At 72.0% G+C, this 24,335-nt stretch carries 22 protein-coding genes and 2 pseudogenes; 15 read left to right on the top strand and 9 right to left on the bottom strand.

Translation table 11 applies throughout. The annotated features are described in order from the left end of the window. Positions 1–197 precede the first annotated feature (197 nt). Positions 198–1,547, top strand: coding sequence for an NsdA family TPR-like regulatory protein (locus tag IEY91_RS26570; RefSeq protein WP_164326327.1), 1,350 nt, complete (start codon positions 198–200; stop codon positions 1,545–1,547). A 154-nt stretch (positions 1,548–1,701) separates the two neighbouring features. Further along, entirely contained in the window at positions 1,702–2,244 is a 543-nt protein-coding gene (locus tag IEY91_RS26565; RefSeq protein WP_164326328.1) for an NUDIX hydrolase, read from the top strand. A 21-nt stretch (positions 2,245–2,265) separates the two neighbouring features. Here IEY91_RS26565 and IEY91_RS26560 read toward each other — a convergent pair whose 3' ends face one another. Next, positions 2,266–2,523: a hypothetical protein gene (locus tag IEY91_RS26560; protein ID WP_164326329.1), complete on the bottom strand. Its 258-nt coding sequence runs from the start codon at positions 2,521–2,523 to the stop codon at positions 2,266–2,268. 222 nt (positions 2,524–2,745) lie between these two features. Beyond that, on the bottom strand, positions 2,746–3,606 hold the full coding sequence (locus IEY91_RS26555; protein ID WP_164326330.1) for a 3-hydroxybutyryl-CoA dehydrogenase: 861 nt from the start codon (positions 3,604–3,606) through the stop codon (positions 2,746–2,748). 183 nt (positions 3,607–3,789) lie between these two features. Here IEY91_RS26555 and IEY91_RS26550 point away from each other — a divergent pair, with 183 nt between their 5' ends. After that, on the top strand, positions 3,790–5,028 hold the full coding sequence (locus IEY91_RS26550) for a glycoside hydrolase family 10-like protein (RefSeq protein ID WP_373288020.1): 1,239 nt from the start codon (positions 3,790–3,792) through the stop codon (positions 5,026–5,028). Between the two features lie 59 nt (positions 5,029–5,087). Here the strand turns inward: IEY91_RS26550 and IEY91_RS26545 are convergent, their stop codons facing one another. Together IEY91_RS26545 and IEY91_RS26540 are read right to left on the bottom strand one after the other, a co-directional pair. Further along, on the bottom strand, positions 5,088–5,282 hold the full coding sequence (locus IEY91_RS26545) for a DUF1918 domain-containing protein (protein ID WP_164326331.1): 195 nt from the start codon (positions 5,280–5,282) through the stop codon (positions 5,088–5,090). 77 nt (positions 5,283–5,359) lie between these two features. Then, positions 5,360–6,379 (bottom strand): DMT family transporter, encoded by a 1,020-nt coding sequence (locus IEY91_RS26540; protein ID WP_189175940.1) that lies wholly within the window; start codon positions 6,377–6,379, stop codon positions 5,360–5,362. Between IEY91_RS26540 and IEY91_RS26535 the strand changes: the two genes are divergently transcribed. The 3 genes and pseudogenes from IEY91_RS26535 to IEY91_RS26525 all read left to right on the top strand — a co-directional run bounded on the left by IEY91_RS26535 (position 6,378) and on the right by IEY91_RS26525 (position 8,964). Continuing rightward, complete coding sequence (locus IEY91_RS26535; RefSeq protein WP_189175939.1) at positions 6,378–7,823, top strand: aminotransferase-like domain-containing protein; 1,446 nt, start codon at positions 6,378–6,380, stop codon at positions 7,821–7,823. The two genes, IEY91_RS26540 and IEY91_RS26535, sit on opposite strands and share 2 nt — an antisense overlap. 97 nt (positions 7,824–7,920) lie before the next feature. Then, complete coding sequence (locus tag IEY91_RS26530) at positions 7,921–8,382, top strand: GNAT family N-acetyltransferase (protein ID WP_189175938.1); 462 nt, start codon at positions 7,921–7,923, stop codon at positions 8,380–8,382. A 56-nt stretch (positions 8,383–8,438) separates the two neighbouring features. Continuing rightward, positions 8,439–8,964, top strand: a pseudogene (locus tag IEY91_RS26525) (histidine phosphatase family protein). A gap of 24 nt (positions 8,965–8,988) precedes the next feature. Here IEY91_RS26525 and IEY91_RS26520 read toward each other — a convergent pair. Continuing rightward, a complete protein-coding gene (locus tag IEY91_RS26520) occupies positions 8,989–9,537 on the bottom strand; it encodes a DUF6314 family protein (RefSeq protein WP_189175937.1) in 549 nt (182 codons plus the stop codon). A gap of 70 nt (positions 9,538–9,607) precedes the next feature. Next, complete coding sequence (locus IEY91_RS26515; RefSeq protein WP_164326336.1) at positions 9,608–10,597, bottom strand: aldo/keto reductase; 990 nt, start codon at positions 10,595–10,597, stop codon at positions 9,608–9,610. A 231-nt stretch (positions 10,598–10,828) separates the two neighbouring features. Here IEY91_RS26515 and IEY91_RS26510 point away from each other — a divergent pair, with 231 nt between their 5' ends. Continuing rightward, positions 10,829–12,412, top strand: a complete 1,584-nt coding sequence (locus IEY91_RS26510) for an alpha/beta fold hydrolase (RefSeq protein WP_189175936.1) — start codon at positions 10,829–10,831, stop codon at positions 12,410–12,412. Here the strand turns inward: IEY91_RS26510 and IEY91_RS26505 are convergent. Continuing rightward, positions 12,409–13,392 carry an SDR family NAD(P)-dependent oxidoreductase gene (locus IEY91_RS26505; RefSeq protein WP_189175935.1) on the bottom strand — a complete coding sequence of 328 codons (984 nt, stop codon included), beginning with the start codon at positions 13,390–13,392 and terminating at the stop codon, positions 12,409–12,411. The genes IEY91_RS26510 and IEY91_RS26505 overlap by 4 nt on opposite strands. 73 nt (positions 13,393–13,465) lie before the next feature. Here IEY91_RS26505 and IEY91_RS26500 point away from each other — a divergent pair, with 73 nt between their 5' ends. The 7 genes from IEY91_RS26500 to IEY91_RS26470 all read left to right on the top strand — a co-directional run bounded on the left by IEY91_RS26500 (position 13,466) and on the right by IEY91_RS26470 (position 21,471). Then, positions 13,466–13,912 (top strand): MerR family transcriptional regulator, encoded by a 447-nt coding sequence (locus IEY91_RS26500; RefSeq protein ID WP_189176018.1) that lies wholly within the window; start codon positions 13,466–13,468, stop codon positions 13,910–13,912. 124 nt (positions 13,913–14,036) lie between these two features. Next, on the top strand, positions 14,037–16,259 hold the full coding sequence (locus IEY91_RS26495; protein ID WP_189175934.1) for an NADP-dependent isocitrate dehydrogenase: 2,223 nt from the start codon (positions 14,037–14,039) through the stop codon (positions 16,257–16,259). 301 nt (positions 16,260–16,560) lie between these two features. Continuing rightward, entirely contained in the window at positions 16,561–17,589 is a 1,029-nt protein-coding gene (argC, locus tag IEY91_RS26490; RefSeq protein ID WP_164326341.1) for an N-acetyl-gamma-glutamyl-phosphate reductase, read from the top strand. Beyond that, complete coding sequence (argJ, locus tag IEY91_RS26485; protein ID WP_164326342.1) at positions 17,586–18,737, top strand: bifunctional glutamate N-acetyltransferase/amino-acid acetyltransferase ArgJ; 1,152 nt, start codon at positions 17,586–17,588, stop codon at positions 18,735–18,737. Before argC ends, argJ begins: the two co-directional genes overlap by 4 nt. Before the next feature lie 31 nt (positions 18,738–18,768). Continuing rightward, entirely contained in the window at positions 18,769–19,695 is a 927-nt protein-coding gene (gene argB / locus IEY91_RS26480; protein ID WP_164326343.1) for an acetylglutamate kinase, read from the top strand. Further along, positions 19,692–20,918, top strand: a complete 1,227-nt coding sequence (locus IEY91_RS26475; protein WP_189175933.1) for an acetylornithine transaminase — start codon at positions 19,692–19,694, stop codon at positions 20,916–20,918. Before argB ends, IEY91_RS26475 begins: the two co-directional genes overlap by 4 nt. 7 nt (positions 20,919–20,925) lie before the next feature. Further along, positions 20,926–21,471, top strand: a complete 546-nt coding sequence (locus IEY91_RS26470; RefSeq protein ID WP_016639245.1) for an arginine repressor — start codon at positions 20,926–20,928, stop codon at positions 21,469–21,471. Positions 21,472–21,490: 19 nt separating this feature from the next. On the opposite strand, the gene IEY91_RS26465 is transcribed toward IEY91_RS26470, so the two are convergent. Then, complete coding sequence (locus IEY91_RS26465; RefSeq protein ID WP_229697237.1) at positions 21,491–22,486, bottom strand: bile acid:sodium symporter family protein; 996 nt, start codon at positions 22,484–22,486, stop codon at positions 21,491–21,493. 85 nt (positions 22,487–22,571) lie between these two features. After that, a pseudogene (locus IEY91_RS26460) lies at positions 22,572–22,969 on the bottom strand (hypothetical protein). A 142-nt stretch (positions 22,970–23,111) separates the two neighbouring features. Between IEY91_RS26460 and IEY91_RS26455 the strand changes: the two are divergent. Then, on the top strand, positions 23,112–24,305 hold the full coding sequence (locus IEY91_RS26455) for an argininosuccinate synthase (protein ID WP_164326345.1): 1,194 nt from the start codon (positions 23,112–23,114) through the stop codon (positions 24,303–24,305). The last annotated feature ends 30 nt before the right edge of the window (positions 24,306–24,335 follow it).

Here is a 24,335-nt window from a genome sequence, read left to right as displayed (position 1 = left end):
GACGGCGCCACAGAGGGGCCGCCGCACTGTTTGAGGGGGAGCCGGCGGCCCGGCCGCCTCCTGGTGAGGGCTCTCAGTCAACCGACCCGGCGCCCGGCGCGGCAGAGCGCACACCCCCCGGATGCGAGCACTCCGTTCACACCCCGTGTGCGCGTGACTCCATTAGGCTGGGCGCACCGAGCCACCGGAGGGCATCCATGCAGCCCAACACCCTGCTCGACGCGATCCTCGACGAAGCCGGCATCTCGCATGCGGGCCTTGCCGCCCATGTCAATCAGGCGGGCAAGGCAAGAGGTCTCTCGCTGAGATACGAACACACGGCCGTGGCCCGCTGGTTGAAGGGCCAGCGCCCGCGCGGCCAGGTGCCCGACCTCATCTGCGAAGTGCTCGCCGGCCGCCTGCGGCGCACGGTCACGCTCGACGACATCGGCCTCGGCGTGCCCGGCGTCCCGGCCGCGCGACAGGGCTCGATGGCGTCCACGCTCTCCGGGTTCGTCGAGCGCGCCACCGCCCTGTGGCGCTCGGACGAACAGCAGCGCCCGCATCTGCTCGGCGCGCCCGCGGTCACCGGCACGCCCGCGGTGATGCCCGTGTGGGAGTGGGAGAACCCGCCGGAGGACGTGGACGTCTCCCGCGGCGGCCGCCATCCGGTGAGCATGGGGGACATAGAGATGATGCGCGCGGCCCGCGCGCACTACGAGCAGATGTACCGCAAGACGGGCGGCATCGCCACGCGCACCCGCATCGTCGGCTTCCTGAACGCCGAGGCGGCCCCGCTGCTGAGGGGCAGTTACACCGACGCGACGGGACGTCAGCTGCACCGCGCGACCGGCGGCCTGGTGGCGATCGCCGGCATCTGCGCGTACGACTCGGACGCGCACGGCCTGGCCCAGCGCTACTTCCACCAGGCGCTGCGGCTGGCGAAGGCCAGCGGGGACCGGGGCCTTGGGGCGTACGTCATCGCGCTGCTCGTCAACCAGTCGCTGTTCATGCGGGAGTACCGCCAGGCGGTCGCCTTCGCGGAGGCCGCGCTGCGGGCCGCGGGCCGCGACATCACCCCGGCGCTCGCCTCCGATCTGTACGCGATGCAGGCCAAGTCGTACGCGCACCTGGGCGACGGCAGCAGCGCGCTGTCGTGCATCCGGCGTGCCGAGGCCGCGGCCGACCGCATCCGCAGGGGGCGCGAACCGGACGAGACGGGCTATGTCCAGCCCGGCCTGGTGAACGTACAGGTGGCCGAGGCGCTGCTCAGCCTCGGGGATCTCGCGGGCGCGCACGAACACGCCGCGGCGGCCGTGGACACTCCGGCGCACGACCGGGGCCGGGTCCACCGGCTCGCCATGCTCAGCCAGATCGAACTGCGGCAGGGGAACACCGACGAGGCGGTGGCCACGGCGGTGGAAATGGCAGAACAGGCGCGGGGGATGGAGTCACAGCGGCTGCGCGACCGGCTCCGGGCGGTGCGCGAACACCTGGTGCGCAGCGACTGCGCGGGCACGGCCGAGGCCGCCGAACTGATCGACGGGGCGCTGCGCGTGCCGCTGTAGATTCGCGGCGCGCTGCCGCGCGATTCGCCGTGCCTTCAGAGGGCGGGGGCGGAACCACGCGTGACACGTGCTACTTCGCTCTGCCGTGCGCGGAGTGCTCTGAGCACCTTCCTGCTGCGATATTGCCATCTACTCGGTGGAAGGTGGCAGAACCGTGCAGTGGACGAAACAGAGCGAACAAACTGTGTATGGAAATCGCTGGTTCACCGTCAATCTCGCAGACGTCGAGCTTCCGGACGGACGGCACCTCGATCACTTCCTGATACGGATGCGGCCGGTCGCGATCGCCACGGTCGTCAACGAGGCCAACGAGGTGCTGCTGCTCTGGCGGCACCGCTTCATCACCGACAGCTGGGGCTGGGAACTGGCCGCGGGGGTCGTCGAGGACGGCGAGGACATCGCCTGCGCGGCGGCCCGCGAGATGGAGGAGGAGACCGGCTGGCGGCCGGGACCCTTGCGGCACCTGATGAGCGTGGAGCCGTCCAACGGTCTCACCGACGCCCGGCACCACATCTACTGGTCGGACGAGGGGACCTACATCGGCCACCCCGAGGACGACTTCGAGTCGGACCGCCGTGAGTGGGTCCCGCTGAAGCTCGTCCCCGACATGGTGGCGCGGGGCGAGGTCCCGGCCGCCAACATGGCGGCGGCACTCCTCTTGCTGCACCATCTGCGTCTTGGCCAGGACGGCCGTTAGCCGGTCGGCACCGGCCCCGGACTAGCGCCCGAGGGCCTGCCAGACCGCCACCGCGAGCGCCCCGATTGCTGTGAGGGCGGCGAGGGCCGGCAGGGGCCACCTGTTGTGCTCAAGGGCCGTGATCCGGAGGGACAGGTCATCCTGATCCTTGGTGTGCTGTGCGTCGCTCTGGGTGAGTAACGCGAGCCGTCCGTCGACGCGGGTGAGGCCCACGTCCAGGCTGCGACGTAACTCTGCGAGTTCTTCCGGGACCACGGGACGCTCGGGGTCGGTGGTCACGAGTCCGCTCCTTTCTGTAGTGGTCACATCCCCCCTGTGCGCACGGAAAGTCAACTCGCCTGGTGGCCGCGGCGGGAGCGTGTGCGAAGGGCATATGCGAGCCCCCCGCGCACACGGTGTGTGAACGGCGCGGGCCCGGCACTCGAGGAGTGCCGGGCCCGTGAACTGGCCGAAAATTGACTTGAGTTCAGGTACGGAGCGTAATCATGCCGCGAGGGGCTCTCAGGCGTACGTGTAGAAGCCCGAGCCCGTCTTGCGGCCGAGGCGGCCCGCGTCGACCATGCGCTGAAGCAGCGGGGGAGCGGCGTACAGCGGCTCCTTGAACTCGTCGTACATGCTGTCCGCCACCGAGGCCACCGTGTCCAGGCCAATCAGGTCCGACAGCTTCAGCGGACCCATCGGGTGGGCGCAGCCCATCTCCATGCCGTTGTCGATGTCCTCGCGGGACGCGATGCCCGACTCGAACATCCGGATGGCCGAAAGCAGATAGGGGATGAGGAGCGCGTTCACCACGAAGCCCGAGCGGTCCTGGGCGCGGATCGCGTGCTTGCCGAGCACCTTCTCCACCAGGGCCTGCGCCCGGCTGATGGTGCCCTCCGACGTGGTCAGCGCCGGAATCAGCTCGACGAGCTGCTGCACGGGGGCCGGGTTGAAGAAGTGGATGCCGATGACCTGGTCCGGGCGGGACGTCGCCACGGCCAGCTTCACCAGCGGGATGGAGGAGGTGTTGGAGGCGAGGATCGCGTCCTGGCGCGTCACCACCTGGTCGAGCACCTGGAAGATCTCGGTCTTGATCTGCTCGTTCTCCACGACGGCCTCGATGACGAGGTCGCGGTCGGAGAACTCGCCCAGGTCGGTGGTGAAGCTGAGCCGCGCGATCGTGGCGTCCCGCTCCTCCTCGGAGATCTTGCCGCGCTCGGCCGCCTTGGACAGGGAGTTGTACAGCCGGGTGCGGCCGATCTCCAGGGCCTCGCCGGTGGTCTCCGCGACCATGACGTCCAGGCCGGAACGGGCGCAGACCTCCGCGATACCCGCGCCCATCTGGCCACAGCCCACCACTCCGACGCGCGCAATGTCGGCCATAGAGTCGGTCACCTCGTGCCTTTCGCAGATCAACAGGACGGCAGGGTCCCCCGCACGGTGCCGGTGCCTGCCTCGCCGGTGAACGTTACTCCGCAACCTCCGGTCCATTACGGGCCGGGTCGGGCATGCTGTCCCCGAACGACCAGCGACTGTCGGCGGATCCCGGACTCGAGGGGCGGCTTCATGAGGCGTATGTCACGTCAGGTGTCACGTCGGGCGTTCACGATGGCGGCGGCCTCGGTGGCCGCGGGGCTCGCCATGGCGGGGGACGCGGCGGCCGTGCCGCAGTCCCGGCGCCGGGGGCGCGAGCTGCGCGGCATGTGGGTGGCGACGGTCGTCAACATCGACTGGCCCTCCAAGCCGGGGCTTACCGCCGCGGAGCAGCGTACGGAGCTGATCGCGTATCTGGACGAGGCGGTGCGCCGCCGCCTGAACGCGGTGGTCCTCCAGGTGCGCCCCACGGCCGACGCGTTCTGGCCGTCGCGGTTCGAGCCCTGGTCGGAGTGGCTCACGGGCACGCAGGGCAAGGACCCGGGCTGGGACCCGCTGGGCACCGCCGTGCGCGAGGCGCACCGAAGAGGCCTGGAGCTGCACGCCTGGTTCAACCCGTTCCGCATCGCCATGCACACCGACCCCGCCCGCCTCATCCCGTCGCACCCGGCCCGCCTGCACCCCGACTGGGTCGTGCCGTACGGCGGGAAGCTCTACTACAACCCGGGGCTGCCCGAGGTGCGCCGCTTCATGCAGGACTCGATGCTCGACGCGGTGCGGCGCTATCCCCTGGACGCGGTGCACTGGGACGACTACTTCTACCCGTATCCGGTCGCGGGGCAGGTCTTCGACGACGAGGCCGCCTTCGCGCGGTACGGCGGCGGCTTCCCGGACCGGGCGTCGTGGCGCCGCGACAACATCGACCGGATGGTGCGGGAGATGGGCGTACGCATCAAGAAGGTGCGCCGCAGGACGCAGTTCGGGATCAGCCCCTTCGGCGTGTGGCGCAACGCCGTCACCGACCCGACCGGTTCCGACACGCGCGCGGGCGTGCAGACCTATGACGATCTGTACGCCGACACCCGGGGCTGGGTGAAGAAGGGCTGGATCGACTACATCTGTCCGCAGTTGTACTGGAACATCGGCCTGCCCGCGGCCGACTACGCCAAGCTCGTGCCCTGGTGGGACGACGTGGCGCGGGGCACGGGCGTGAAGCTGTACGTGGGGGAGGCGCTGTACAAGGCGGGGGACCCGGCGCAGCCCGCCGCGTGGCAGGATCCCGCCGAGTTGTCCCGGCACCTCACGTTCGCGAAGGACTACCCGCGGGTGCGCGGGCACGTCTTCTACTCGGCGAAGCACGTCGTGGCCGACAGGATCGGCGCGATGCAGCGGGTGGTCGACGACCACTACACGTATCGCGCGGACGTCTGAGCGCGGGCCGGAGCCCGGAGTGTGCGCGGGCCCGGGTCGGTGGACCCGGGCCCGGTGGCTCACTCGTCGCCGTCGATGTGGCGTACGACCGTGTCGGGGCCCGGTGACATGAGGGTCTCGTGCCCGTCCTCGAAACGTACGCGGTAGGGCGGGCCGCCGTCCTCGCCGAGGATTTCGACGACCTCAGCCGTCCGGTCCTGCTGCCCGACGATCCTGCCGTGGATCAGCAGCCGGTCGCCCACGGATGCTCGCATGGGGAGTGCCCTCCTCGTCCGATCACAGGGTGGCGGTGCGTGGCCGTCAGTGTACGACCGGTGGCGGCCGCCTGCGCCTACCCGCGCGCCCGTTGGGTGACAGCGATGCACACGAGCACCGCCACGGCGGTCAGCGGCGCCGCCGCGGGCACGTCCTCGCCGAGCAGGAAAAGGGACCAGACGAGGGTGAGCAGCGGCTGGGCGAGCTGGAGCTGGCTGGCCTTGGGGATGCCGATGGCGGCCATGCCGCGGTACCAGATGAGCAGGCCGAGGAACTGGGAGCCGATCGCGGAGTAGAGCAGGCCGATCGAGCTGTGCGCGGTCAGCTGGAACGGCTCGTGCGGCAGGGCGAGCGCCGCCCAGACGACCGTCAGCGGCAGGCACAGGACCAGGGCCCAGCCGATGACCTGCCAGCCCGGCATCTCCCGGGCGAGCCGGCCGCCCTCCGTGTAGCCCGCGGCGCACACCAGCAGCGAGCCGAACAGGTACAGGTCGGCGGTCGACAGCTTTCCGCCGCTCTGCTGCGCCGTGAACGCGAGCACCGCGACCGCGCCCGCGATCGCCGCCGCCCAGAACGTCCGTGACGGGCGGACGCCGGTGCGCAGCGCGGAGAGCGCGGCGGTCGTCAGCGGGAGCAGCCCGACGACGACGGCCGCGTGCGACGTGCTCGACGTCTGCAGGGCCAGAGAGGTCAGGAGCGGGAAGCCGATCACGACGCCGCCGCCGACGACGGCGAGCCCGCCCCAGTGCGCGCGCGGCGGCACCGGGACCCGCAGGGCCAGCAGGCAGCCGCCCGCGATGACGGCGCTCAGGACACAGCGCAGGGCGACGAAGGACCAGGGGCCGATGCCTTCGAGGCCCCAGGCGGTGGCGGGGAAGGTGAGGGAGAAGGCGACGACGCCGAGGGCGGCCTGAGCGGTGCCTGCTCGGCGGCGGTGCTGGTCCTGGGCGGCGGGGTCCGTGATGCCGACGGGCTCAGTGGGGCTGGTAGGGCCAGTAGGGCCGGAGGACCCCGAGGACGCGGTCGACCGGATCGGCCCGGCGGACGTCCGGACCGCTATCCCTCGCGAAACAGTAGCGCTATCCTGTGCTCTCATGCATGAGCGTAGCAGTGTGGGTGAGTTGGCGCAGAAGCTGCGGGCCGAGCTAGACCGCTACTCTCCAGGTGGAAAGCTGCCGTCGAGCCGGGCGCTTGTCGAGCGGTTCCGGGTGAGCCCCGTGACCGTGTCACGGGCCCTCGGGCAGCTCGCCGCGGAGGGTCTTGTCGTCACGCGGCCCGGTGCCGGGGCCTTCCGGGCGCGGCCACCGGCGGCGGGCGCGGCCGCGGCGGCCGTGGGGGACACCTCCTGGCAGGAGGTGACGCTCAGCGCGGACGCCGCGACGGAGGTCGTGCCGCGCTCCGTCGACGCCACCGGCGTCCTCGCCACCCTCGCGGCGCCGCCGCCCGGCGTCATCGAGTTCAACAGCGGCTATCTGCACGCCTCGCTGCAGCCCGAGCGCGCCATGGCCGCCGCGCTCGCGCGGGCGGGGCGGCGCCCCGGCGCCTGGGACCGGCCCCCGGTCGAGGGCCTGCCCGAGCTGCGCGAGTGGTTCGCGCGGGGCATGGGCGGCGCGATCACGGCGGCCGAGGTCCTGGTCTCCGCGGGCGGGCAGAGCGCCCTGACGACGACGCTGCGCGCGCTCGCCCCGCCCGGCGCGCCGGTGCTGCTCGAATCGCCCACGTACCCGGGCCTGTTGGCGATCGCGCGGGCCGCCGGACTGCGGCCGGTGCCGGTGCCCGTGGACACCGACGGCGTACGGCCGGAGCTGCTCGAAGCCGCGTTCCGGGCGACCGGCGCGCGCGTGTTCGTCTGCCAGCCGCTGTTCCAGAACCCGACCGGCGCGGTGCTCTCCGCCGAGCGCCGCCCCGAGGTGCTGCGGATCGCCCGCGAGGCGGGGGCGTTCGTCGTCGAGGACGACTTCGTACGCCGCCTCGTGCACGAGGACGCCGGGCCGCTGCCGAGCCCGCTCACGACCGACGACCGGGACGGCGTCGTCGTGCACGTCTGCTCGCTCACCAAGGCGACCTCGCCGAGCTTCAGGGTGAGCGCGCTCGCCGCGCGCGGGCCCGTCCTGGAACGGCTGCGCGCCATCCAGGTCGTCGACCACTTCTTCGTGCCGAGGCCGCTCCAGGAGGCCGCGCTCGAACTCGTCGGCTCACCCGCCTGGCCACGCCATCTGCGCACGGTGGCAGCCGAGTTGAGGAGCCGCAGGGACGCCCTCGCGGCGGCGCTGCGGCTGCGGCTGCCCGAACTCGCGCTGCCGCACGTCCCGGCCGGCGGCTACCACCTGTGGCTGCGGCTGCCCGACGGCACCGACGAACTCGCCCTCGCGGCGGCCGCGTTGCGCGCCGGGGTCGCGGTGGCGCCGGGACGGCCGTACTTCGCGGCGGAGCCGCCGGCCGCGCACGTCCGGCTGAGCTTCGCGGCCCTTGCGGGGGCGGGGGAGATCGCCGAGGGGGTGCGCAGGCTGCGGGTGGCGTGCGACGAGGTGCTGGGGTGAGGGGTGGCGTGCGACGAGGTGCCGGGGTGAGGGGTGGTGTGCGCGGGAGTGGTGAAAGGCGCTCGACGTGCGGCGCCTCCCCTGCGAGTCTCACGTCATGACCAACGCGTACGTAGCCCCTGACGGAAACGAGCACGCCTTCCCCGACGGGTACGAGCTGTCCACCGACCCCGCCCGCCTCGACCCCGCCCGCATCCACGCGTGGATGTCCACGGACGCCTACTGGGCCGTCGGCAGAACCCGCGAGAAACAGGACGCGGCCATCGCCGGATCGCTCAACTTCGGCGTGTACGAGGAGGCTTCGCGCGCCCAGGTCGCGTACGCCCGCGTGGTGACCGACCACGCGACGTTCGCCTACCTCTGCGACGTGTACGTCGACCGCTCGGTGCGCGGCAAGGGCCTCGGCACGGCGCTCGCGGGCGCGGTGCGCGACCACCTCGCTCCGTACGGGCTGCGCCGGATCCTGCTCGCGACCGGGGACGCGCACGAGGTGTACGAGAAGGTGGGGTTCGCGGTCTTGGAGAACCCGGGGCAGTGGATGGTGCTCGGCGCGCAGTGACCCGTTGACTCCGGGCACCCCTTGACCGCGGGCACCACGCGCCCCACGATCACCGCATGCACGTTCGCGTGACGCTGATATCGGCCGCGCGCGGCACCTCGCTGCTCACCGAGCGGTTCGACGACGACCGGCCGCTCGACGAGGCAGGCTGGCACGAGGTGCGGCGCGCCGCTCCCGCGCAGCCGCGCCACCGGCGACGCGCTCGGTCTCGCGCTGCTGGCCCAACCCGCCCTGAGCGACTGCGACATGGGCCGCTGGCGCGGGTACACGCTGGCCGAGGTGGCCGCGGGTGAGCCCGGCACGGTGGACGCCTGGCTGCGCGATCCCCGGTCGGCGCCGCACGGCGGGGAGTCGCTGCTCGCGTTCATCTCCCGGGTCGGCGGCTGGCTCGACACCCGGCCCGTCGGGGACGGCGGCCGCGTCGTCGCGGTGGCCGAGCCGTCCGTGGTGCGGGCCGCGCTGGTGTACGCCCTGAAGGCGCCCCCGGCGACGTACTGGAACATCGACGTGGGCCCGCTGTCGACGGTCACCCTCGCCGGGCACGGCGGTCGCTGGAACCTGCGGATCGACGCGGCGGCGTAGGGCGCTTCCCTCGGCTGGGGGGATTCAGAGCACGCGCGTGTAGTCCGTCGTCAGGAGCAGGTCCTTGGCGGGGCCCGCCACCCGCCACCGGGTGCGCCAGCGCGCCTCGTCGTACACCTCGAACTCGCCCCGGTACAGATCCGCCGCGCACGGATGGTCGGCGGTGTGGCGGCCCGAGCGCAGGTCGAGGTCGTGGAAGAAGCGGCCGTCGGCGAAGTGGACGCACACGGTGCCCGGGAGCGCGCCCGGCAGGAAGCGGAGCGTGCGCTCGGCGGGCCGGGCGACGCCGTGCCAGGTGAAGGTGCCGGACTCGTGGTGCAGCAGGCCGGCGTCGGCTTGCGCCGCGTCGGTCTGTGTCGCGTCGGTCTGCGCCGCGTCGGCCGGCTCCGCGCCGTCGAGCGGCGTGAACCTGGTGGTCCCGGTGAACACCCCCTCCGCCGGTGCGCCCGCCGCCCCCGCGAAGTCCCGCACCGTCCGCTCGACGCGCCAGTCCCCGGCGAGATACGCGAGGGCGTCGGGCACCGCGTGCACGAGGGCCGTCACGGTGTCGGCGCGCTCATCGGGGAAGGGCATACCCGCAGGCTACTCGGCGGGCGACTTGTCGACATGACCGGTCCTGTAGCCGCGGGCGCCCCCCGTCGGCCTACTTGTCGACGACCGACATGCTCGTCGCGTCGTAACGCGTCCCCGCGACCCCCTCCGCGGGCGCCGCCGCGTCGATCGCGGCCAGTTCCTCGGCGGTCAGGTCGAGGGTGGCGGCGGCCACGTTCTCCTCCAGGTACTTCTCGCGGCGCGTGCCCGGGATCGGGACCACGTCGGCGCCGCGGTGCTGCACCCAGGCGAGCGCGAGCTGACCGGCCGTGACGCCGCGCCGCGCGGCGATGTCGTTGAGGGCGTCGACGATCGCGAGGTTCCGCTCCAGGTTGCCGTCGGCGAACCGCGGCTGGGTGCGGCGGATGTCGTCCGCCTCCAGGGCGTCGACGGAGGTGACCCGGCCGGTCAGGAAGCCGCGGCCGAGCGGCGAGAACGGCACGATGCCGATGCCGAGCTCCCGGCAGACCGGCGCGATCTCGTCCTCCAGGTCCCGCGTCCACAGCGACCACTCGCTCTGCAGCGCCGCGATCGGGTGCACGGCGTGCGCGCGCCGGATGGTGCGGGCGCTCGCCTCCGAGAGGCCGAGGTGGCGCACCTTTCCGGCGGCGACGAGCTCGGCCATCGCGCCGACGGTCTCCTCGATGGGCACGTCCGGGTCGACGCGGTGCACGTAGTAGAGGTCGATGTGGTCGACGCCGAGCCGCCGCAGCGAGGCCTCGCAGGCCTGGCGTACGTACGCGGCGTCGCCCCGGATCGCGAGCGGCTCGCCGAGGCGGTTGGCGAAGCCGAACTTCGTGGCGACGACGGCCTGTTCGCGCCGGTGGCCCGCCAGCGCGCGGCCGATCAGCTCCTCGTTGTGCCCGCCGCCGTAGTAGTCGGAGGTGTCGAGCAGAGTGACGCCGAGGTCGAGCGCGCGGTGGATGGTCGCGGTCGACCGGTCGTCGTCCGAGGCGCCGTAGGCGTGGCTCATCCCCATGCAGCCGAGCCCCTGCGCGGAGACCGTGAGAGCGCCGAGCGAGCGTGTGGGCATACCGGTCATGGTCGTACCTCCTGGTCGTGCGGGTGATCCTGGGCGTGACCCTAGGAGTTGGAGCGCACTCCAAGGCAAGCGGAATACGGGGGCTTCCCTCAGTACGGGTCTCCTGCTGGTCGGATGGCCGGTCGGCGCACGCGTTCGTAGCGTCCTGAACGAACGCACCGCGCGGCACGCCACACGACTTCCCGGCGCCCCGCACGACTTCCCGGCACCCGCACGACTTCAAGGAGCACGATGCGCGCCACCACCACGGCCACCGCCGGGCTCGGCCTAGCCGCCGTCCTCGTGAGCGGTCTGCCCGCGCAGGCGTCGGCCCAGCGCCCCGCGGCACCCACCCGGGCGGCCGGCCTCGCCGCGTACGAGCAGCAGGAGCTGAACTGGGGCCCCTGCCCGACCGGCCAGAAGGAGCTGAACGAGGCGGGCGCGCGCTGCGCGAAGGTCACCGTCCCGCTCGACTACGCCGACCCCGGCGGCCGCACCATCGAGATCGCGGTCTCCCGCATCAAGGCCACCGCCCCCGCGGAGAAGCGCCGCGGCGTCCTGCTGACCAACCCGGGCGGCCCCGGCGGCACCGGCCTCGCCTACACTCTCGCCCTGCGCCCCGCCCTGAAGGACGTCGCGGGCCGCTACGACCTGATCGGCTTCGACCCGCGCTTCCTCGGCGAGAGCACCCCGATCGCCTGCGACCCGGCCCCCAAGCCCCCGCCTCCCGCACCGACGACCAGCCCCCGCGCGGACTTCGAGGCGTCGGTGCGCACCGCCCGCCAGGACGCCCGCCGCTGCCACGAACACGGCGACAACCGCGCGCTGCTGCCGCACGCCTCGTCCCGCAACGTCGCCCGCGACATGGACGTGATCCGCGCGGCCCTGGGCCGGCGCAAGCTCTCGTACTACGGCGTCTCCTACGGAGCGGACCTCGGCGCCACGTACACGCAGATGTTCCCGCGCCGCGCCGACCGGTTCGTCATCGACTCCGTCACCGACCCCGCCGCCACGCAGTACGAGCAGTTCCGGCGCTCGGGCGCGCCCGCCGAGCGTGCCCTGGACGAGTGGGCCGTGTGGACGGCGCGGAACCACACGACGTACCGGCTCGGCCGCACCGCCGCCCAAGTCCGCGCCCGGGTCGAGCGGATGCTCACGCAGGCGGAGCGGCGGCCGGTGACGCTGGCCGCGCAGCGCATGACCGCGCCCCTGCTGCGGATGATCCTCAAGCAGCCCCTCACGCAGGGGGAGAACGACGCCAGGACGGCTTCGTTGGTACGCGACCTGGTCGCCGCCTATCAAGGAGAGCTGACGGAGCCGGGTCCCGAACTCGCCGCCATGCTGAAGATGTTGAACTCGCCCGAGGTCGCCGACAGCATGCTCGGTGGCACGATCTTCATGTGCGGCGACGGCGGCTGGCCCGCCGGGGGCTGGCCCGAGGCCACGGAGACGTACTGGAAGAACAGCGTGCGCAGCCGCGCTACCGAGCCCGTCTTCGGACCGTTCGTCAACGGCATCACCGCGCCCTGCCCGTTCTTCGAGCAGCCGCCGCGCGAGCCCGCCGTGACGGTCGACAACGACGTGCCGGTGCTGATGCTCCAGGCGAAGCGCGACCACACGCGCTTCGAGGACGCGCTCGCCATGCACCGCGCGCTGCGCGGCTCTCGTCTGGTCGCCACCGACATCCGCGCCCACGGGGTCTACGGCCGCGACATCGACGGTCTGACGCGGGTGCCGTGCGCGGACCGGGCGGTCAACGCGTACCTCGGGGGAGGGGCGCTGCCGGAGCGGGATATGGAATGCCCGGCTCCGGCCAGGACCTCCCACACGGACTAGGAAAACGCGTCGACGCCCGTGAGTTCCGCGGACAACTGCCAGAGCCGGGCCGCCGCGGCCGGATCCACCGCCCACGGCTTGACGCCGCCGATCAGCATGTCGTCCGTGGTGGCGGGCCCGGCGACGTCGCAGTCCTGGCAGTAGGCGCCGCCGTGCTCCTCCAGGAGGGGCGAGGTCGCCGCCCACACGGCCGTCGCCGCGCCCTGCGCAGGGGACTTGAAGCCGTCGGCCGGCCTGCCGTCGGCGTCCATCCAGCCCTGCGCGATCTGCTCCTCGCGCGGGATGTGGCGCTGGAGCGGGGTGAGGATGCTGCCCGGGTGCACGGCGAAGGCGCGCGGGCCCCGGCCGCCGGCGAGGGCGTCCAGGTGCCGGGCGAACAGGGCGTTGGCCGTTTTGGACTGGGCGTAGGCGAGCCACGGGTCGTAGGGGGAGCGGCGGAAGTGCGGGTCGTCCCAGCGGACGTCCGACAGGAAGTGGCCCGACGACGCCACCGACACGACCCGGGCACGACCCGGCGTCAGGGCGGGCGCGAGCCGGTTGACCAGGGCGTAGTGGCCAAGGTGGTTGACCGCGAAGTGCGCCTCCCAGCCGGGTCCGACGCGGGTCTCCGGGCAGGCCATGATGCCCGCGTTGTTGATGAGTACGTCGACGGCCCGGCCGCCCGCGAGGATGCCGTCGGCGAACGCGCGGACGCTGTCGAGGTCCGCGAGGTCGAGCGCCGCGACCTCCGTGCCGGGGGTGCCGCGCAGGGCGGCGGCCGCCGTCTCCGGCCTGCGCGCCGGGACGATCACGTGGGCCCCGGCGCGGGCGAGGGCGTGGGTCGCCTCCAGGCCGAGCCCGGAGTAGCCGCCGGTGACCATGGCGGTCCGGCCGGTCAGGTCGATGTCCTTCAGTACGTCGTCGGCGGTGCTGCGGGCGTCGTGGCCGGAGCCGAGCGCGCGCTGAACTGGGGTTCTGTTCGTCATAGGCAGGTTCGTCATGGGCAGGACGCTAGAACCTAGACTGCGATCTAGATCAAGCTCGGCCCGCAAGGGGGCGAAGTGGATGAAGGGGATGAAGGGCGCGCGCGTGGGGAACGCAGACGACGACAAGCACGCCGGACTGTCCATCGGCGAGGTCGCCGACGCCACCGGCCTCAGCGTGCACGCGCTCCGGTTCTTCGAGCGCGAGGAACTGTTCCTGCGGCCGATCCCGCGGACCGGCGGCGGGCGGCGCGTGTACGCGGCCGCCGACGTCGAGTGGCTCGCCCTGTGCAACCGGCTGCGGGCGTCCGGGATGCCGATCGCCGAACTGAAGCGGTTTGCCGGACTTGTCCGTTCGGGCCCGGGGAACGAGGCCGAACGGCTCGCCCTGCTCCAGGAGCACGAGCGTGCCGTCCGCGCGCGGATCGAGGAGCTGGACGCGAGCCTGGAGATCATCCACGGCAAGGTCCTCGCGTACGAGAAGCACGTGCGCGAGGGCACGGCGGCGGGGGTGTGGGCGCCCACGGCGTCCCGGTGACCGGACGCCGGGTGCCGCGCCCGCGCACCGGGTCCGGAACTCCGACGAGGGCCCTGTCCGGACCACCGTCGTCACGAGATATCTTGATGTCGAGCAATGTTGCAGACGTGGAGCGGAGCACCCGGTGACTGACTCGACCATCATCTACACGCACACTGACGAGGCCCCCGCCCTCGCGACGCATTCCTTCCTGCCCGTGATCCAGGCGTACGCCTCGACCGCGGGTGTGAGCGTCGAGACCCGTGACATCTCTTTGGCGGGCCGGATCATCGCGAGCTTCCCGGAGCGCCTGGAGGCGGGGCAGCGCATCGACGACGCGCTGGCCGAGCTCGGCGAACTGGCGAAGACGCCGCAGGCGAACATCATCAAGCTGCCGAACATCTCGGCGTCCATCCCGCAGCTCAAGGCCGCCGTCGCCGAGCTGCAGGAGCAGGGCTACGCGCTGCCGGACTACCCGGACGACCCGAAGACCGACGAGGAGCGCGACATCCGCGCCCGCTACGACAAGGTCAAGGGCTCCGCGGTCAACCCGGTCCTGCGCGAGGGCAACTCCGACCGCCGCGCCCCCGCGTCGGTCAAGAACTACGCCCGCAAGCACCCGCACCGCATGGGCGCGTGGACGGCCGATTCCAAGACGAACGTCGCCACCATGGGCGAGAACGACTTCCGCTCCACGGAGAAGTCCGCCGTCATCGGCGCCGCGGGCTCCCTGCGCATCGAGCTGGCCGCCGCGGACGGTTCCACCACCGTCCTGCGCGAGTCGGTGCCGGTCCTCGCGGACGAGGTCGTGGACGCCTCCGTCCTGCACGTCGCCGCGCTGCGCGAGTTCCTGACCGCGCAGATCGCCCGTGCCAAGGCCGAGGGCGTGCTGTTCTCCGTGCACCTGAAGGCCACGATGATGAAGGTCTCGGACCCGATCGTCTTCGGTCACGTGGTGCGCGCCTTCTTCCCGAAGACCTTCGAGAAGTACGGCAAGGCGCTCGTCGCCGCCGGTCTGTCGCCCAACGACGGCCTCGGCGCGATCCTCAAGGGCCTGGACGGTGTGCCGCACCTGGGCGCCGAGATCAAGGCGTCCTTCGAGGCCGAGATCGCCGAGGGCCCCGAGCTTGCCATGGTCGACTCCGACCGCGGCATCACCAACCTGCACGTACCGAGCGACGTCATCGTCGACGCCTCCATGCCGGCGATGATCCGCACCTCGGGCCACATGTGGGGCCCGGACGGCGGCGAGCACGACACCCTCGCGGTCCTCCCGGACAGCTCCTACGCGGGCATCTACCAGGTCGTCGTCGACGACTGCCGCGCCCACGGCGCCTACGACCCGGCCACCATGGGCTCGGTCCCGAACGTCGGCCTGATGGCGCAGAAGGCCGAGGAGTACGGCAGCCACGACAAGACCTTCGAGATCGAGGCCGAGGGCACGGTCCGCGTCGTCGACGAGGCCGGGAACGTCGTCCTGGAGCAGGCGGTCGCCGCGGGCGACATCTTCCGCATGTGCCAGACCAAGGACGCCCCGATCAAGGACTGGGTGAAGCTCGCCGTCTCGCGCGCCCGCGCCACCGGCGACCCGGCCGTCTTCTGGCTGGACGAGGGCCGCGCCCACGACGCGCAGCTCATCGGGAAGGTCAAGCAGTACCTCCCGGAGCACGACACCGAGGGCCTGGACATCAAGATCCTGTCCCCGGTCGAGGCGATCAAGTTCTCCCTGGAGCGCATCCGCCGCGGCGAGAACACGATCTCCGTCACCGGCAACGTCCTGCGTGACTACCTGACGGACCTGTTCCCGATCCTGGAGCTCGGCACCAGCGCCAAGATGCTCTCGGTGGTCCCGCTGATGAACGGCGGCGGCCTGTTCGAGACCGGCGCCGGCGGCTCCGCGCCCAAGCACGTGCAGCAGCTCGTCAAGGAGGACTACCTGCGCTGGGACAGCCTCGGCGAGTTCCTCGCGCTCGCGGTGTCCTTCGAGCACCTCGCGCAGACCACGGGCAACGCGCGCGCCCAGATCCTCGCGGACACCCTGGACCGCGCGACGGCGACCTTCCTCGAGGAGAACAAGTCGCCGAGCCGCAAGCTGGGTGGCATCGACAACCGCGGCAGCCACTTCTACCTGTCCCTGTACTGGGCGCAGGAGCTGGCCAAGCAGACCGACGACGCGCAGCTCGCCGAGGCGTTCGGGCCGCTGGCCAAGACGCTCGCCGAGCAGGAGCAGACGATCGTCGACGAGCTGATCGCCGCCCAGGGCAAGCCGGCCGACATCGGCGGCTACTACCAGCCCGACCCGGCCAAGGCCTCGGCGGTCATGCGTCCGTCGGCCACGTTCAACCAGGCGATCTCCTCGCTCGCCTGACGCAGTCCGTACGTTCCCGCCCCGGTCGGCAGCAGCCGGCCGGGGCGGTCGCGGTTCCGGCCGCTCCCGAGCGGCCGCTGAGCGCCCCGAACGGTCAGCAACTGCCCGCCGTTCCTGCCGGTCCGCGCCGCTCCGGTGCGATGATGGGCCGAGCGTCGATCACCCCGGGGGATGGGACGGAGCCTGGTTCACCGGCTCCCGCGACGCCTCACCCGCAGTCGGCTTCGGCGGGCGGCACGGATCCCCATTGTATAAACGTGCGGCGCAATGTATATTCATGCCATTCACGCAGGAGGATTCCATGACGGTACGCGCAGCGGTCGCGGGAGCGAGCGGATACGCGGGCGGGGAGCTGCTGAGGTTCCTTGCCGTGCACCCCGAGGTCGAGATCGGCACGCTCACCGCCCACTCGAACGCGGGCGAGCGCCTCGGCGCGCTCCAGCCGCACCTGGCCCCGCTCGCCGACCGCGTGCTGGCGCCGACCACGGCCGAGAGCCTGGCGGGCCACGACGTCGTCTTCCTCGCCCTGCCGCACGGCCAGTCCGCCGCCGTCGCCGAGCAGCTCGGCCCGGATGTGCTCGTGGTCGACATGGGCGCCGACTTCCGTCTGAAGGACGCGGCGGACTGGGAGAAGTTCTACGGCAGCCCGCACGCGGGCACCTGGCCGTACGGCCTGCCCGAGCTGCCCGGCGCCCGCGCCGCGCTCGCGGCCACCAAGCGCATCGCGGTGCCCGGGTGCTACCCGACGGCCGTGTCGCTCGCGCTCTTCCCGGCGTACGCCGCCGGGCTCGTCGAGGACGAAGCGGTGATCGTCGCGGCGTCCGGCACCTCCGGCGCGGGCAAGGCGGCCAAGCCGCACCTGCTCGGCTCCGAGGTCATGGGCTCCATGTCGCCGTACGGCGTCGGCGGGGCGCACCGGCACACGCCCGAGATGATCCAGAACCTGAGCGCCGCCGCGGGCTCGCGCGTCACGGTGTCCTTCACGCCCACGCTGGCCCCGATGCCGCGCGGCATCCTCGCCACCTGCAGCGCCAAGGCCAAGCCGGGCGTGAACGCGGAGAGCGTGCGCGCGACGTACGAGAAGGCCTTCGCCGACGAGCCGTTCGTGCACCTGCTGCCCGAGGGCCAGTGGCCCGCCACGGCGTCGGTCTACGGCTCCAACGCCGTGCACGTCCAGGCGACCCACGACCCGGCGTCCGGCCGCGTGATCGTCATCAGCGCCATCGACAACCTCGCCAAGGGCACCGCCGGCGGCGCGGTGCAGAGCATGAACATCGCCCTGGGGCTCCCGGAGGAGCTGGGCCTATCCACGATCGGAGTCGCACCGTGAGCGTGACGGCAGCAAAGGGATTCCGGGCGGCGGGCATCACCGCCGGGATCAAGGACAGCGGGAACCCGGACCTGGCCCTCGTGGTCAACGACGGGCCCCGTCTCGCCGCCGCCGGAGTCTTCACGTCCAACCGCGTGAAGGCGGCGCCGGTCCTCTGGTCCGAGCAGGTCCTCAAGGCCGGACAGGTCTCGGCGGTCGTCCTCAACTCCGGCGGCGCCAACGCCTGTACGGGCCCGAAGGGCTTCCAGGACACGCACGCCACCGCCGAGAAGGTGGCGGACGTCCTCGGCCTGAACGCGGGCGAGGTCGCCGTCGCGTCGACGGGCCTGATCGGCGTGACGCTGCCCATGGACAAGCTCCTGCCGGGCGTCGAGACGGCCGCCGCCGCCCTGTCCGGGCACGGCGGCGAGAAGGCCGCCATAGCGATCAAGACGACGGACAGCGTGCACAAGACGGCCGTCGCCGAGGGCGCGGGCTGGACGGTCGGCGGCATGGCCAAGGGCGCGGGCATGCTCGCCCCCGGCCTCGCCACGATGCTGGTCGTCCTGACCACCGACGCCGACCTGCCCGCCGCCGACCTCGACAAGGCGCTGCGCGAGGCGACCCGCCTCACCTTCGACCGCGTCGACTCCGACGGCTGCATGTCCACCAACGACACGGTGCTCCTGCTCGCGTCCGGCGCCGCCGAAGTGACGCCCGCGTACGCGGAGTTCGCCGACGCCGTCCGGCAGGTGTGCGACGACCTGGCCCGCCAGCTCATCGGCGACGCCGAGGGCGCCAGCAAGGACATCCGCATCGAGGTCGTGGGCGCCGCCACCGAGGACGACGCCGTCGAGGTGGGCCGCTCCATCGCCCGCAACAACCTCCTCAAGTGCGCCATCCACGGCGAGGACCCCAACTGGGGCCGGGTGCTCTCCGCCATCGGCACCACCTCCGCCGCCTTCGAGCCGGACCGGCTGAACGTCGCCATCAACGACGTCTGGGTCTGCAGGAACGGCTCGGTGGGCGAGGACCGCGACCTGGTGGACATGCGCTACCGCGAGGTGCGCATCACCGCCGACCTCGCCGCGGGCTCCGAGACCGCCGTCATCTGGGCCAACGACCTCACCGCCGACTACGTCCACGAGAACAGCGCGTACTCCTCGTAGCGGCATCCCCGTTCTCCACCTGGAAAGCCCCATGAGCACCCGCAAGCACACCGCACTGCCCAAGGCACAGACCCTGATCGAGGCGCTGCCCTGGCTGACCCGCCACCGCGGCAAGACCGTCGTCATCAAGTTCGGCGGCAACGCCATGGTGGACGAGGACCTGAAGGCCGCCTTCGCCCAGGACGTCGTGTTCCTGCACCACGCGGGACTGCGACCCGTCGTGGTGCACGGCGGCGGCCCGCAGATCAGCGCCCAGCTCGACAAGCAGGGCCTGGTCAGCGAGTTCAAGGCGGGCCTGCGGGTGACGACGCCCGAGGCCATGGACGTCGTCCGCATGGTGCTCGCCGGGCAGGTGCAGCGCGAGCTGGTGGGCCTGCTCAACGAGCACGGACCGCTCGCCGTCGGCCTCACCGGCGAGGACGCGCACACCATCACCGCGACCCGGCACCGGCCGCTGATCGACGGCGAGCCGGTCGACATCGGCCAGGTCGGCGAGGTCACCGAGATCGACACCGGCGCCATCGAGGCGCTGCTCAAGGACGGCCGCATCCCGGTCGTCTCCTCCATCGCCCGCTCCCAGGACGAAGGCGGCAAGGGGCATGTCTACAACGTCAATGCTGATACGGCGGCTGCGGCACTCGCTGCGGCGCTTGGTGCCGAGACGCTGATGGTCCTCACCGACGTCGAGGGTCTGTACGAGGACTGGCCGCACAGCGACGACGTCATCAGCAGGCTCACGGCCACCGAACTGGAGAAGCTCATCCCCGAGCTGTCCAGCGGCATGGTGCCCAAGATGCAGGGCTGTCTGCACGCCGTACGCAACGGCGTGCACACCGCGCGCGTCATCGACGGGCGCGTCCAGCACGCGATCCTGCTGGAGATCTTCACCGACGAAGGAATCGGCACGATGGTCGTGCCGGACGAGCTGACCGAGCCGAACGAGGGGGACCCGGCATGACATCCAACCAGGACCTGACCCGGCGCTGGCAGGGCGCCCTGATGGACAACTACGGCACGCCCCGCATCCCGCTGGTGCGCGGCGCGGGCAGCACGCTGTGGGACGCCGACGGCAAGCGCTACACCGACTTCGTCGGCGGCATCGCCGTGAACGCGCTCGGCCACGGCCACCCGGCCGTCGTGGAGGCGGTGTCCCGGCAGATCAACGCGCTCGGCCATGTGTCCAACCTGTTCGTCGCCGAGCCGCCGGTCGCCCTCGCGGAGCGGCTGCTCGACCTCTTCGGCCGCGACGGCCGCGTGTTCTTCTGCAACTCGGGCGCGGAGGCCAACGAGGGCGCCTTCAAGATCGGCCGGCTGACGGGCCGCCCGCACATGGTCGCCACCGAGGGCGGCTTCCACGGCCGCACCATGGGCGCCCTCGCGCTCACCGGCCAGCCCGGCAAGCAGGAGCCGTTCCTGCCCCTGCCCGGCGACGTCACGCACGTTCCGTACGGCGACGTGGAGGCGCTGCGCGCGGCCGTCACCGAGGACACCGCCTTCGTGATCATCGAGCCGATCCAGGGCGAGAACGGCGCCGTGGTCCCGCCGGCCGGCTACCTCAAGGCCGCCCGCGACATCACCCGCGCCACCGGCACCCTGCTCGTCCTCGACGAGGTGCAGACCGGAATCGGTCGTACCGGCCACTGGTTCGCCCACCTCGCGCAGGAGGGCGTGGACCCGGACGTCGTCACGCTCGCCAAGGGTCTCGGCGGCGGCCTGCCGCTCGGCGCCACCGTCGCCTTCGGCGCGACCGCCGAACTGCTGAGGCCCGGTCACCACGGCACGACCTTCGGCGGCAACCCGGTGGCCTGCGCCGCCGGACTCGCCGTCGTCGACACCATCGTGGCCGAGGGGCTCCTGGAGAACACCAAGCGCGCGGGCGAGAAGCTGCGCGACGGAATCGAGTCAGCCGGGCACGCGCTCGTCGACCATGTCAGGGGCGCGGGCCTGCTGCTGGGTATCGTGCTCACCGAGCCGCTGGCAGCGCAGGTCCAGCAGGTGGCTCAGGACGCCGGCTTCCTGGTCAACGCGCCCGCCCCCGATGTCGTACGGCTCATGCCGCCGTTGAACGTGCGCGACGCGGAGGTGGATGCCTTCCTCCGGGCCCTGCCCGGCGTCCTCGACCAGGCCGTCGCGGCCAACCGGGCCGACGCGGCCGACGGGGAAGGACGAACCGGGGAATGAGACGACGATGAGCCACGCGCAGGACAACGGGCCGGCCGAGCACGCGGGTCCCGCCGTGCCGCAGACCCGCACCGCACGCCACCGCCGGATCGTGGACATCCTCAACCGGCAGCCGGTGCGTTCGCAGAGCCAGCTGGCGAAGCTGCTCGCCGACGACGGTCTGACCGTCACTCAGGCGACGCTCTCGCGGGACCTCGACGAGCTCAACGCCGTCAAGATCCGCAACGCCGAGGGCGACCTGATCTACGCCGTGCCCAGCGAGGGCGGTTTCCGCACGCCCCGCGCCCCCCTCGGCGAGTCGGCCAAGGAGCAGCGCATGCGGCGCCTCTCCGTGGAACTGCTCATCTCCGCGGAGGCCTCGGCCAACCTCGTCGTCCTGCGCACCCCGCCCGGCGCCGCCCAGTTCCTCGCCTCGGCCATCGACCAGGCCGAACTGCACGACATCCTCGGCACGATCGCCGGCGACGACACGGTCATGCTGATCAGCCGGGAACCGGCGGGGGGCCAGGCACTGGCGGACCACCTGCTGCGCCTGGCCTCGAACGAGCACTGACCGCGCCCCCGGGGTCCCGTCAGCCCGACCGCCGCGCCCGGTACGACATCCACGCCGCCACCAGTGCCCCCGACACGTTGTGCCACACGGAGAACACCGCGGCAGGAAGCGCCGCCAGGGGGCTGAAGTGGGCGGTGGCCAGGGACGCGGCGAGGCCGGAGTTCTGCATGCCGACCTCGAAGGCCATCGCGCGGGACGCGGGCGCGCCGAGCCGGGCCAGCTTTCCCGCGCCGTAGCCGAGCGCGAGGCCGAGGCCGTTGTGCAGGACGACGGCGACCAGTACGAGCGCGGCCGCCGACTTGATGGCGTCCGCGCTGCCGGCCACGACTACCGCGACGATGACGGCGACGGTCGCGGCCGACAGCCACGGCAGCGCGCCGAGCACGCGGTCGACGTAACCCCCGAAGCACAGCCGCACGACGAGCCCCGCGGCGACGGGCAGCAGCACGGTCTTGAGGATGTCCGTGACCATCGACCCCGCGTCCACCGGCAGGTACTCGCCCGCGAGCAGCAGCGTCAGCGGCGGCGTGACGAGCGGCGCGACGACCGTGGAGACGGTCGCGACGGACACCGAGAGGGCCACGTCGCCGCGCGCGAGGTAGGTCACGACGTTCGAAGCCGTACCGCTCGGCGCGCAGCCGACGAGGATCACCCCGGCCGCCAACTGCGGTGAGAGATCCAGGGCGTGGGCGATGAGCCAGCCGAGCCCCGGCATGATCACGTAGTGGGCCACAAGCCCGAGAGCCACCACCCAAGGCCGCTTCACCACACCCTGGAAGTCCACCGGGGTCATGGTGAGCCCCATGCAGAACATCACCACGCCCAGCAGATACGGGACGTTCGGGCCCCACCCCTCGAAGGCGCCCGGTACGAGGAGCCCGAGCGCGCCCGCACCCAGGACGAGGACGGGGAAGACGGTGACGGCGCGACGGGCGGCGCGGTCGGCGGGTGCCGGGGAACCGTCGTCCGCGACATCCGGGGCCGCCGTACCGGGCGTTGTCTGTTCGGTGTGCACCCGGCGATGCAACGTCGCGACGCGGCGGCGACGCAACCCCGTCTCGATATGTGGTCGCTACACGTGTTGAGGGGAAGAGCTGGGCTCAGGCAGGCGTCGGCGGCAACGGCAGCGGCAGTCCCGGCAGCCCGTCGATGCTCGTCGCGATGTCCTCCTCGCCGCGGCCGTGCACCCGGACGATGTTGGGCGGGCCCTGGAAGGCGCACCACATCAGCGTGATGCGGCTGTTCTCGCGGATGGGGTCTCCCCTGCTCGAGCGAAGCCGAGAGCTTGGGGAAGGGCGATGGTCTCCGCGTTGCTGCCCGCGAAGTCCAGGTAGGCGACGGTCAGTTCGTCGAGGATGGCGAACGAACCGGTGACTCCCTTGGGGGAGAGGTTGATCGTCCCGTCGGCGGCGAGCGGCGAGGTCGCGGTGAAGAAGATCGGCTGCTGCTCGATGAACGTACGGAGCCGGCCGTCGATGCGCTCATAAGTCTTTCCCATGCCTAAGGGTTATGGACGCCTTTAGTCCAGCTGTCTAACAATTCCACGGGATTGACGAATCATGCACTGCGCTGCATACTCATGCATGCCAGTGAATGCAGCGCGCCACCCCGGCGGGCGAACGCACCGTGAGGAGAACCCCGTGACCGAGCGCGTCGTACTCGCCTATTCGGGCGGCCTTGACACCTCCGTCGCCATCGGCTGGATCGCCGAGGAGACGGGCGCCGAGGTCATCGCCGTCGCCGTGGACGTCGGTCAGGGCGGCGAGGACCTGGACGTCATCCGCAAGCGCGCGCTCGCCTGCGGCGCGGTCGAGGCGGAGGTCGCGGACGCCAGGGACGAGTTCGCGGAGGGCTACTGCCTCCCGGCGATCAAGGCCAACGCCCTCTACATGGACCGGTATCCGCTGGTGTCGGCCCTCTCCCGGCCCGCGATCGTCAAGCACCTGGTCGCCGCCGCGAACAAGCACGGCGCCGGCGTCGTCGCCCACGGCTGCACCGGCAAGGGCAACGACCAGGTGCGGTTCGAGGCCGGCATCCAGGCACTCGGCCCCGACCTCAAGTGCATCGCCCCGGTCCGGGACTACGCGATGACGCGGGACAAGGCCATCGCCTTCTGCGAGGACAAGGGCCTGCCGATCGCGACCTCCAAGAAGTCGCCGTACTCCATCGACCAGAACGTCTTCGGGCGGGCCGTGGAGACCGGCTTCCTGGAGGACATCTGGAACGCGCCGATCGAGGACGTGTACGAGTACACGTCGAACCCCGCGACCCCGCGCGAGGCCGACGAGGTCGTCCTCACCTTCAAGGAGGGCGTGCCGGTCGCCGTCGACGGCAGGCCGGTCACGGTCCTCCAGGCGATCCAGCAGCTCAACGAGCGGGCGGGCGCGCAGGGCATCGGCCGGATCGACATGGTCGAGGACCGGCTCGTGGGCATCAAGTCCCGTGAGGTGTACGAGGCTCCGGGCGCCCTCGCCCTGATCACCGCCCACCAGGAGCTGGAGAACGTCACGGTCGAGCGCGAACTGGCCCGCTACAAGCGGCAGGTCGAGCAGCGCTGGGGCGAACTGGTCTACGACGGCCTGTGGTTCTCGCCGCTCAAGCGCGCCCTCGACGGCTTCATCGACGAGGCGAACCAGCACGTCAGCGGCGACATCCGGATGACCCTGCACGGCGGCCGCGCCGTCGTCACCGGCAGGAAGTCCGAGCAGTCCCTGTACGACTTCAACCTCGCGACGTACGACTCGGGCGACACCTTCGACCAGTCCAAGGCGCAGGGATTCATCGACATCTTCGGGCTGTCGTCGAAGATCGCCGCGCGACGGGACCTGGCTTAGCAGCACTCGACGTAACGATACGAGCCCGTC

Source organism: Streptomyces lasiicapitis (genome assembly GCF_014646335.1).
In the GTDB taxonomy this organism is placed as follows: Bacteria; Actinomycetota; Actinomycetes; order Streptomycetales; family Streptomycetaceae; genus Streptomyces; species Streptomyces lasiicapitis.
Note: the sequence above shows the minus strand (reverse complement) of the source record. Positions and strands in the feature narration are given on the sequence as shown.